At 32.8% G+C, this 5,858-nt stretch carries 8 protein-coding genes; 6 read left to right on the forward strand and 2 right to left on the reverse strand.

Annotation, left to right across the window (positions count from 1 at the left end; all coding sequences use genetic code 11):
• The 5 genes from VGE71_RS02110 to rlmH form a co-directional block, all read left to right on the forward strand.
• A partial coding sequence (locus VGE71_RS02110) for an OsmC family protein (RefSeq protein WP_331136819.1) occupies positions 1–472 on the forward strand: 472 nt, incomplete at its 5' end.
• Positions 473–478: 6 nt separating this feature from the next.
• A complete protein-coding gene (locus VGE71_RS02115) occupies positions 479–763 on the forward strand; it encodes a GNAT family N-acetyltransferase (RefSeq protein ID WP_144213944.1) in 285 nt (94 codons plus the stop codon).
• A 268-nt stretch (positions 764–1,031) separates the two neighbouring features.
• Entirely contained in the window at positions 1,032–2,447 is a 1,416-nt protein-coding gene (locus VGE71_RS02120) for an adenosine deaminase (protein WP_331136820.1), read from the forward strand.
• 34 nt (positions 2,448–2,481) lie between these two features.
• On the forward strand, positions 2,482–2,784 hold the full coding sequence (locus tag VGE71_RS02125) for an antibiotic biosynthesis monooxygenase (protein WP_331136821.1): 303 nt from the start codon (positions 2,482–2,484) through the stop codon (positions 2,782–2,784).
• A 127-nt stretch (positions 2,785–2,911) separates the two neighbouring features.
• The gene (gene rlmH, locus VGE71_RS02130; protein WP_331136822.1) at positions 2,912–3,385 is read left to right on the forward strand and encodes a 23S rRNA (pseudouridine(1915)-N(3))-methyltransferase RlmH; all 474 of its coding nucleotides are present in this window, start codon (positions 2,912–2,914) and stop codon (positions 3,383–3,385) included.
• Between the two features lie 52 nt (positions 3,386–3,437).
• Here rlmH and VGE71_RS02135 read toward each other — a convergent pair whose 3' ends face one another.
• Both VGE71_RS02135 and folP read right to left on the reverse strand, forming a co-directional pair.
• Complete coding sequence (locus VGE71_RS02135) at positions 3,438–4,070, reverse strand: hypothetical protein (RefSeq protein ID WP_331136823.1); 633 nt, start codon at positions 4,068–4,070, stop codon at positions 3,438–3,440.
• A gap of 70 nt (positions 4,071–4,140) precedes the next feature.
• Complete coding sequence (gene folP / locus VGE71_RS02140; protein ID WP_331136824.1) at positions 4,141–4,965, reverse strand: dihydropteroate synthase; 825 nt, start codon at positions 4,963–4,965, stop codon at positions 4,141–4,143.
• Between the two features lie 223 nt (positions 4,966–5,188).
• Here folP and VGE71_RS02145 point away from each other — a divergent pair, with 223 nt between their 5' ends.
• Complete coding sequence (locus VGE71_RS02145) at positions 5,189–5,728, forward strand: DUF1599 domain-containing protein (RefSeq protein ID WP_144213954.1); 540 nt, start codon at positions 5,189–5,191, stop codon at positions 5,726–5,728.
• Positions 5,729–5,858: the final 130 nt, after the last annotated feature.

The following is a 5,858-nucleotide window of genomic DNA, read 5'->3' on the forward strand; positions in this document are numbered from 1 at the left end:
GGACAGCACAAACTTTCCCAAAAGTACCAGGAGAAACCGAGTTTGTACCATTACCAGAACCAAGAATCAGATAATTATGGATACAGTTAAAGCAACAATCGATACCAGAAAATATCGTACAGAAATAACCTCTAAAAGTGGTAACATCCTTATTTCGGATGAACCACAGGAAATAGGTGGCAAAAATTTAGGATTTAGTCCGTTTGAACTTCTCGCTTCATCTTTAGCTTCGTGTACTTTAATTACATTACGAATGTATATTGACCGCAAAGCTTGGGACGTCTCAGAACTTAGTATTTGGGTAGATTTTGAAAAAAATGAAGAACACACCGTTTCTTTATTTTCAACAAAAATTCTAATTACAGGAAATGTTGACGCAACACAAAAAGAACGTATTTTGAAAATTGCCCACAGTTGTCCAGTTCATAAAACACTTAAAAACACAATTAAAATCGAAACTTCATTAGTATAAATAATTATGGAAATTCAACAAACAAACGATACAAGAAGAGGCTCTTTTGATGCCATCGAAGATGGAAAAGAAGCTGGAAAAATGACTTATACTTGGGCAGGAGATTCAAAATTCATTATTGACCATACAGAAGTTAGTCCAGATTTTAATGGAAAAGGCGTTGGTAAAAAACTGGTTTTAGCTGCAGTAGATTATGCCAGAACTAATAATGTAAAAATTATTCCGCTTTGTCCTTTCGCGAAAAGTGTTTTTGATAAAGTTGAAGAAATTCGTGATGTACTTTTTTCTTAAGGGACAAAGGTTCAAAGTTACAAAGCGACAAAGGTTTATTGTAGAGACGCACTGCTGTGCGTCTTTTCTTTTTTAACCGCAAAGCACACAAAGGATTACGCAAAGTTCGCAAAGTTTTTTAGGCAAAGCTTTGCGAACTTTGCGTTTATATTTACTTCAGTATGTAAAAAAAACTTGCGTCCTTTGCGGTAAAAATTCACCACAACAAAATTCCATTTTCAAAATTGCGCAGAAAGTCGTATATTTGCGCGTAATTTAATCTTAGAGTATGACAAGAATAATTACGCTTTTCTGCATTTTTATAGCACAAATCGGCTTTTCTCAATCGGCTGAGAGTTATTTAGAAAAAATCAGAAATAATGAGGCACTCTTAACCGCTTTTTTCCAACAAATGCCTAAAGGAGGCGATTTACATCATCATTTTTCAGGATCAGTTTATGCAGAACCGCTTTTAGAAAGAGCAATTGCAGAAGACTTTTATTTGAATATAGAAACTATGGCAGTTTCTAAAACAAAACCCGCAAAAGGAAACTGGCAGACTTTTTCTTCGCTAAAAAACGAAGGCAAATTAGAATATTATCAGCAACAAGTTATGCAAACTTGGTCTATCAAAGATTATAACGGATCTGTTCCTTCTGATGATCAATTCTTTGATTCTTTCATGAAATTCGAACCAACCATAAAAGGTCATTTTGCAGAAGGAATGTTGGAATTGAAAAAACGTGCCATTGCAGAAAATGTACTTTATATTGAAACACAATTATCGACAATTCCGTGTGACATGAATGTTTCGGATTTGACTGATTTCAATTCAAAATTGCGTCAGGCTTCTGCTCAAAAAGATGAAAAAGCAACTTTGAAACTTTTAGATGAATTGTATAAATCACTTCAGCAAAAAGACGCTAAAAAATACGCTTTAGATTTCAACAATAATTTCATAGCAAAACTGCATAAAGATTTAAAAATAGATGACGAAAAATTCACCATGCGTTATCAAAACTTTGTGCTTCGTTTTATGGAACCTGTAGATTTGTTCAAAAACCTGACAATCGCTTTCATTTCTGCAAATGACAGTAAATTGATTGCTGGCGTAAATATTGTTTCTCCAGAACATGGCGAAAATTCTATGAAAGATTATTGGTTGCACATGGTCATGTTTAAATATTGCCACTCTAAATTTCCTGAGGTAAAATACACGCTTCACGCAGGCGAATTGACTTTAGGTTTGGTTCAGCCAGAAGAACTGACTTGGCATATTAATGATGCGATTTATGTGGCTGGAGCAAACAGAATCGGACACGGGGTTGATATTGCTTACGAAGCCAATTCATACGACTTATTGAAATACATGTTTAAAAACAATATTCCAATTGAGATTAATTTAGCGAGTAACGAATTCATTTTGAAAGTAAAAGAAAACAGACATCCATTTACGCTTTACAAAGAATTTAATGTGCCAATTGTGATCAGTACAGATGATGCGGGAATTTTAAGAAGTAGCATGACAGAACAATATGTTTTACTAGCAAAAAGATATCCTGATGTGAATTACGAAACGATTAAAAAATACGTTTACAACAGCATTAATTACAGCTTTATTCAAGATGCTTCGCTGAAGAAACAATTGATTAAAGATTTAGATAATCGTTTTAAAGCTTTTGAGGCGAAGTTTTCTAAAAATTAATCTAGCTAATCTGCGTGAAAAAAATATACAAATTATGACTCTAGAGGGCGCCTTTTTATATGTAAAACCAGCATTAGCTTCTCAATTTGAAGCTGACTTTGCGAAAGCAAGTCAATACATTTCATCAATTGAAGGTTATTTGGGACATCGTTTAGAAAAATGTATAGAAGTTGAAAACAAATATCTTTTATTGGTTGATTGGAATACTTTAGAAGATCACACAGTAGGTTTTAGAACTTCTGAAGCGTATTTGGAATGGAAAAAGATTTTACACCATTATTACGAACCGTTTCCGATTGTAGAGCACTTTGAAACTGTTTTTGAAAACAAAAAATAATATTTTTTTTGCCACAGATTCAAAGGATTCGAAAGGATTTTTTAATCTGTGTTAATCCGTGAAATCTGTGGCAAAATAATTTAAATTAAATTAGTGCCAATTCGTGTAATTCGTGGCAAAAGAAATTATGAACATCAAACTTCTCGCAATAGGCAAAACTGATAACAAATCGCTTCAAACTTTGATTGACGATTACACTAAACGTTTGTCTTTTTACATCAAATTTGAATTGGAAATTATTCCAGACATCAAAAACGTAAAAAACTTATCTGAAAGCCAACAAAAAGAAAAAGAAGGCGAATTGATTCTTTCCAAACTTTCTCCAACCGATCAATTGATTTTGTTGGATGAAAACGGAAAAACTTTCTCCAGCGTTGGCTTCTCCGAAGAATTGCAAAAGAAAATGAATTCTGGTGTAAAAACACTTGTTTTTGTAATTGGCGGTCCTTACGGATTTTCAGAAACAGTTTACTCAAAAGCGCAAGGAAAAATTTCGCTTTCGCTAATGACATTCTCGCATCAAATGGTTCGTTTATTTTTTATCGAACAATTGTACCGCGGATTTACGATTTTGCGAAATGAACCTTATCATCATCAATAAAATTAGTATTCAGTCGCATTTTTTAGTCTCAGTTTATTACTGAAATGAGTTCCTAGTTTATAAATTCTACTGGAAGTTTATCAAGGTTGTGAGTTACCTCTTTTTGAAGTAAAATTTTATATTGAATATATTCTTCATAACTCATATTCTTATCAAATAAAAAGACCAAATCTGGTACTTTTTCAAATTTTATACTGTAAAATTGTTTTAGTATTTCTGAGATTTTTATTTCCTGATTTCCCATAAAAACCTGTTGTTTTCCTTTTTTAAAGTAAACTACAAAACTTCCTGGAGTAGGTTTTTCCATTTTATAAAATACTTTCGTGAAAGGCAGAAAAGCTAAATTCTTTCCGATAGAATCTGCATAAGAATAGTAGTTTTCAGATTCTTCGTTTTGATGCATTTTTTCAGTTCGCTTTTTTTCCTGCATTTTAATTACTTCAGGAATTGCCAATTTTAATGGCAAACGTTTGTCTACATTGACAATCCAATTAGTTGAAATAATAGCATTTTTACGATTTAAATCTGCAATTGTATCTTTTCCTTCAACTTTAAAGAAAATGTAAATTGGTGAATGATCTTGTACCTCTTTTACAATCGTAACATTTGATTTTGGCAATAAAACGTCTTCTTTTTTTCCGCATGAAAATAGAAGACAAAGTATAAGTATAGATAGGTATTTCATATTTTTTAGATAACTATTTTATGTAAAATTTGTCATTCGGAGGAATGACAATTCTATTGTTTAGATATTATTAAAAACTCATTTTACCAAACAAAGTAACACATTCCACCGCTTCTTTCACATCATGAACGCGAAGAATTTTAGCTCCTTTTGTCAAAGCAATAGTATTCAAGAAAGTCGTTCCGTTTAGAGCTTCTTGAGGCGTATTACCAAGCGTTTTATAAATCATCGATTTTCTTGAAATTCCTGCTAAAACGGGTAATTCTAAAACATTGAAAAGTTCCATTTTCTGCATTACTTCAAAGTTCTGATCAGTTGTTTTGGCAAAACCAAATCCAGGATCCAAAATCAAATCGTTGATTCCTAAACTTCTTGCTTTTTTTACTTTTTCTGAGAAATAGAACATCATTTCTTTGACAATGTCATCATACTGCGTCAAACTCTGCATTGTCTGCGGGTTGCCACGCATGTGCATCATAATGTAGGGAACGTTGTAATGTGCAATTACCTCAAACATTTTCTCGTCAAGTTCTCCCGCGGCAATATCATTTATAATTGCAGCGCCACTTTCTATACTTGCTTTTGCAACTTCGGCTCTAAAAGTATCTATTGATAGTAACGTTTCTGGAAAATGCTTTAAAATCAATTCTATGGCAGGAACAATACGGTCGATTTCTTCTTGTTCGGTTACAAATTCGGCACTTGGTTTGCTTGAGTAGGCACCAATATCAATAAAAGTTGCGCCTTCTGAAAGCATTTTATCTACTTGCGAAGTGATTTCGTCTTCGTTTTTATATTTTCCGCCGTCGAAGAATGAATTTGGGGTAACATTCAAGATTCCCATTACTTTCGGGATTTCCAAATCAATCAAACGGCCTTTACAGTTAATTGTCATTGTTTTTGTTTTTTGTTTCAAGTTTCAGGTTTCAGGTTTCAAGTTCTAGCACTAACGCAATCTGTGTTAACATGAAACTTGAAACCTGAAACCTGAAACTATTTTTATAATTCTTAAGTTTCTCCCATTAACAATTTGTTTAGAAAAACTTGAAAGCTGAAACTTGAAACTCTTTAATTTTTCCTTATTTTTGAAGAAATTTTAGCAAATATACAGCATATAAATGAAGAATACTTCCCAAGAATTTGATAATGTTATCGCGATTTGCCGAACATTGTATATCAATAAAATGAAAGATTATGGCAGTGCATGGAGAATTTTGAGACTTCCATCACTAACCGATCAGATTTTCATAAAAGCGCAAAGAATTAGAAGTTTACAGGAAAATGAAATCCGTAAAGTTGATGAAGACGAAAAAGGAGAATTTATCGGAATCATCAATTATTCTATTATGGCTTTGATTCAGTTAGAGCTTGGCGTTGTAGATCAGCCAGATCTTGATGTTGAAAAAGCAACTGAATTATATGATGCTAAAGTAAAATTGACTAAAGATTTAATGGAAGCTAAAAATCACGATTACGGTGAAGCTTGGCGCGATATGCGCGTGAGTTCCCTAACCGATTTAATTTTGCAGAAATTATTACGCGTTAAACAGATTGAAGACAACAAAGGAAAAACTTTGGTTTCTGAAGGTATCGATGCCAACTATCAGGACATGATTAATTATTCTGTTTTTGCTTTAATACTTAATCCAATTAAATAATATTTAGCCACAAATTACACAAATTTCCACAAATTAATTCGTGAAGATTCGTGTAATTCGTGGCAGAAAAAACCTTACCCCATGAAAAACATCATTACCCAATTTTCCCGATTATTTGTCGGTGTGTTAT

The sequence above is a fragment of the Flavobacterium sp. genome (assembly GCF_036405015.1).
Classification (GTDB): Bacteria; Bacteroidota; Bacteroidia; order Flavobacteriales; family Flavobacteriaceae; genus Flavobacterium.

Bases quoted from the DNA above. Each gene is read 5' to 3' on its own strand.
- VGE71_RS02115 (WP_144213944.1), top strand. From the start codon at position 479: ATGGAAATTCAACAAACAAACGATACAAGAAGAGGCTCTTTTGATGCC.
- VGE71_RS02120 (WP_331136820.1), top strand. From the start codon at position 1,032: ATGACAAGAATAATTACGCTTTTCTGCATTTTTATAGCACAAATCGGC.
- VGE71_RS02125 (WP_331136821.1), top strand. From the start codon at position 2,482: ATGACTCTAGAGGGCGCCTTTTTATATGTAAAACCAGCATTAGCTTCT.
- rlmH (WP_331136822.1), top strand. From the start codon at position 2,912: ATGAACATCAAACTTCTCGCAATAGGCAAAACTGATAACAAATCGCTT.
- VGE71_RS02135 (WP_331136823.1), bottom strand. From the start codon at position 4,070: ATGAAATACCTATCTATACTTATACTTTGTCTTCTATTTTCATGCGGA.
- folP (WP_331136824.1), bottom strand. From the start codon at position 4,965: ATGACAATTAACTGTAAAGGCCGTTTGATTGATTTGGAAATCCCGAAA.
- VGE71_RS02145 (WP_144213954.1), top strand. From the start codon at position 5,189: ATGAAGAATACTTCCCAAGAATTTGATAATGTTATCGCGATTTGCCGA.